This is a genomic window from Cyanobacteriota bacterium (assembly GCA_025054735.1).
Classification (GTDB): domain Bacteria; phylum Cyanobacteriota; class Cyanobacteriia; order SKYG9; family SKYG9; genus SKYG9.
Genome location: JANWZG010000476.1, coordinates 1 through 2,658 on the forward strand (window position 1 = coordinate 1; position 2,658 = coordinate 2,658).

The 2,658-nt window shown below is 53.9% G+C and carries 4 protein-coding genes; 2 read left to right on the plus strand and 2 right to left on the minus strand.

All coding sequences use genetic code 11. From position 1 onward, the window contains the following. The coding region (locus tag NZ772_17015) for a tryptophan-rich sensory protein (protein MCS6815257.1) at nt 1–604 on the plus strand (604 nt) is incomplete at its 5' end. Nucleotides 605–638: 34 nt separating this feature from the next. Then, nucleotides 639–1,559 carry an RluA family pseudouridine synthase gene (locus tag NZ772_17020; protein MCS6815258.1) on the plus strand — a complete coding sequence of 307 codons (921 nt, stop codon included), beginning with the start codon at nt 639–641 and terminating at the stop codon, nt 1,557–1,559. Here NZ772_17020 and NZ772_17025 read toward each other — a convergent pair. Further along, nucleotides 1,543–2,277 (minus strand): lipoate--protein ligase family protein, encoded by a 735-nt coding sequence (locus tag NZ772_17025; protein MCS6815259.1) that lies wholly within the window; start codon nt 2,275–2,277, stop codon nt 1,543–1,545. The genes NZ772_17020 and NZ772_17025 overlap by 17 nt on opposite strands. A 58-nt stretch (nt 2,278–2,335) precedes the next feature. Beyond that, on the minus strand, nt 2,336–2,658 hold a 323-nt coding region (locus NZ772_17030), incomplete at its 5' end, for a YbjN domain-containing protein (protein ID MCS6815260.1).

The window sequence follows — 2,658 nt, forward strand, 5'->3', positions numbered from 1 at the left end:
TTACATAGGTCTAATTGCCTTTGGGTTTTATCAGCTCCAAACTACCCAACGGCAGAGTCCGCGGTTACGGCGGGGTGGCTATTGGTTAGTAGTGGCTTCCTTGGCGCAATGCCTGTGGGTCTATGCCTTTCTACTACGGCAATTTTCCCTATCGGTGGTAGTGATGCTGGGTATCTTGCTACCCCTGATGGGATTTTATCAGCGGTTAGGAATTGGTCACGAGCGGGTATCGTCACGAGAGCGCTGGTTGATAGATATTCCCATTGGCGTTTATCTGGGTTGGATTAGTGTGGCAACGGTGGTGAATGTGGCGATCGCTCTTTACAGTGCTAACTGGGGTGGATGGGGACTGCCACCTACCCTATGGACAGTAATGATGATGGTGGTGAGTGCAGCGATCGCGGCCATCATGTTGGTGCAGCGCCACGACCTTGCCTTTGCTGGGGTGATTGTATGGGCGCTAGTGGCCATTGTCGTGCGTTCCCAGGGGATGCCAATCCTAATGGGAGCGGGAAGCATACTGGCGGTTGGCCTCCTAGTCGGGATGCTTATAATCAAAAACACAACCCCTAGTGCACAAGCCGTAAAAGACCTTGACCAGTAATGTCACCAACGATTTCACCCTTAACGATTTCACCATTGTGGTAGAGGCAGCTTCAGCGGGTGCCCGCCTTGATCGATTCTTGGTCGAGCAGTTGCCCAAGGTGTCCCGATCGCAATTGCAAAAGCTGATCGAAGCTGGAGAAGTGCAGGTGAACGGGCAGGTATGTTATCGCAAACAGACGATCGTAGCTAGGGGCGATCGCATCCAGGTGCATATTCCGGATCCAAAACCCATGGACTTGCAGCCGGAAGCTATCCCCCTCGATGTTCTGTATGAAGACGACCACCTGCTGATCATCAACAAACCTGTAGGCATGGTCGTGCATCCAGCCCCTGGTCATCATGCGGGCACCTTAGTCCATGCCCTGTTGGCCCATTGTCCACAACTGTCCGGCATTGGGGGAGTGCAGCGTCCCGGCATTGTGCATCGATTGGATAAGGATACCACTGGCGCTCTGGTGATTGCCAAGACTGACCAAGCTCATCAGTCCCTACAAGCACAAATCAAAACTAAGACTGCCCGTCGTGAGTATCTGGGAGTCGTCTATGGCGCACCGCGAACGATGCAGGGAACGATCGACCAACCCATTGCCCGGCATCCGGTTGATCGAAAGCGCATGGCAGTGGTGCCTGAAGAGCAAGGCGGGCGGCGAGCTATTACCCATTGGCGCGTTCAAGAGCGCTTGGGGAACTATACACTAATGCTCTTTCAGCTAGAGACTGGACGTACTCACCAAATTCGGGTTCATAGTGCCTATATGGGACATGGAATCGTTGGGGATCCGCTCTATAGTTCCGGTAAGTCCGTAGGAGTTAATCTACCAGGACAGGCACTCCACGCTTGGCGGTTGGGATTGACGCATCCAGTGTCTGGTGAGGCAATCGTCGTCACTGCTCCGCTCCCCAGACCATTTCTCACCTTGCTAGACAGCTTGCGCACTAGGAATCCTCACTGATTGCTGGATTGCACCTGATGTCTAGAGGATTCATTGCTGTGATTGCCTGCCACTCAGCCTCGGATAGGGGCTGCTCCACCAAGTTAGTGTGAAAACACTCAGCCGCTGCGATCGTCAAGGCTTCCATCACCCGCATTTTTACCAGAGCTAACGGCTGCTGAGCCATCTCAGCCATTCCCCCAGACTGGGGAAAACTTGTGAATGGCGAACCAAACACATAGGTCACCAACTCCGGATCAGGGGCAAGGCGAATTGACCCATGCTGCAATATGGCATGACCCCGACGCAATTGGGCACTGCCAATGAGTTTGACACCATCGGCGGTTACAAGATCGGCATCAGTAGCCGTATCAAAGCAGTCAGCCCTATGGATGTAGGTTCGTTGAGCCTGACCGTAGTGGAGGTCAACTCCCAAGGCTCGCCATCCCTGGATCAGAAACTCACAGAGATGACGGTAACCCCTGGTGCGATCGCCAGCAATGCCAGAGGTGACTAGGGCATAGGTCAGGTCACCAAGATGCAAGACGGCCCTTCCCCCAGTGGGTCGCCGCACCAACTCGATGGGCTTGCCCTGCCAAGTGAGAGAGTGCCAGTGGGGGGGAATGTGGCGCTGGTGGTAACCCAAGGAGAGCGCAGGGGGTGACCAGCTATAGAACCGAAGTGTAGAAGGATGCTGTCCTCGGCGATGGTGTTCCAATAGCCAGGCATCTATCTGCATCTGGACAATGCCGGATGCCTCTAGGTAGGGAATGAGTCGCCAAGGGTATGGGTGCACCTTAGGCTGCGGGGAATTGCTTTTGCAGGGGTTCGTCGTTTTCGTCTGCGATCGTAGCGACGATCGTAATAGCGCGGGAAATTTCCCCAGGAGACAGATCGGCTACTGTGCGGCTGGCTACAACTACGACTTGATTGTCGGTGATTGCATAGCGAGCCTCAAAGGTTTCTCCCCAGTTCATCACCATCAACCGCTTCAACAAGTCAGCTTCATGTTGCACAGGTAATGTCAAAAGTGGCGACCAAACCGTTAGCGTGTCCTCCTCAGTGGTTCCAGTTAACTGCACGTATACATCTACAGTGCCGTACTTAAACTTCCAGAGAT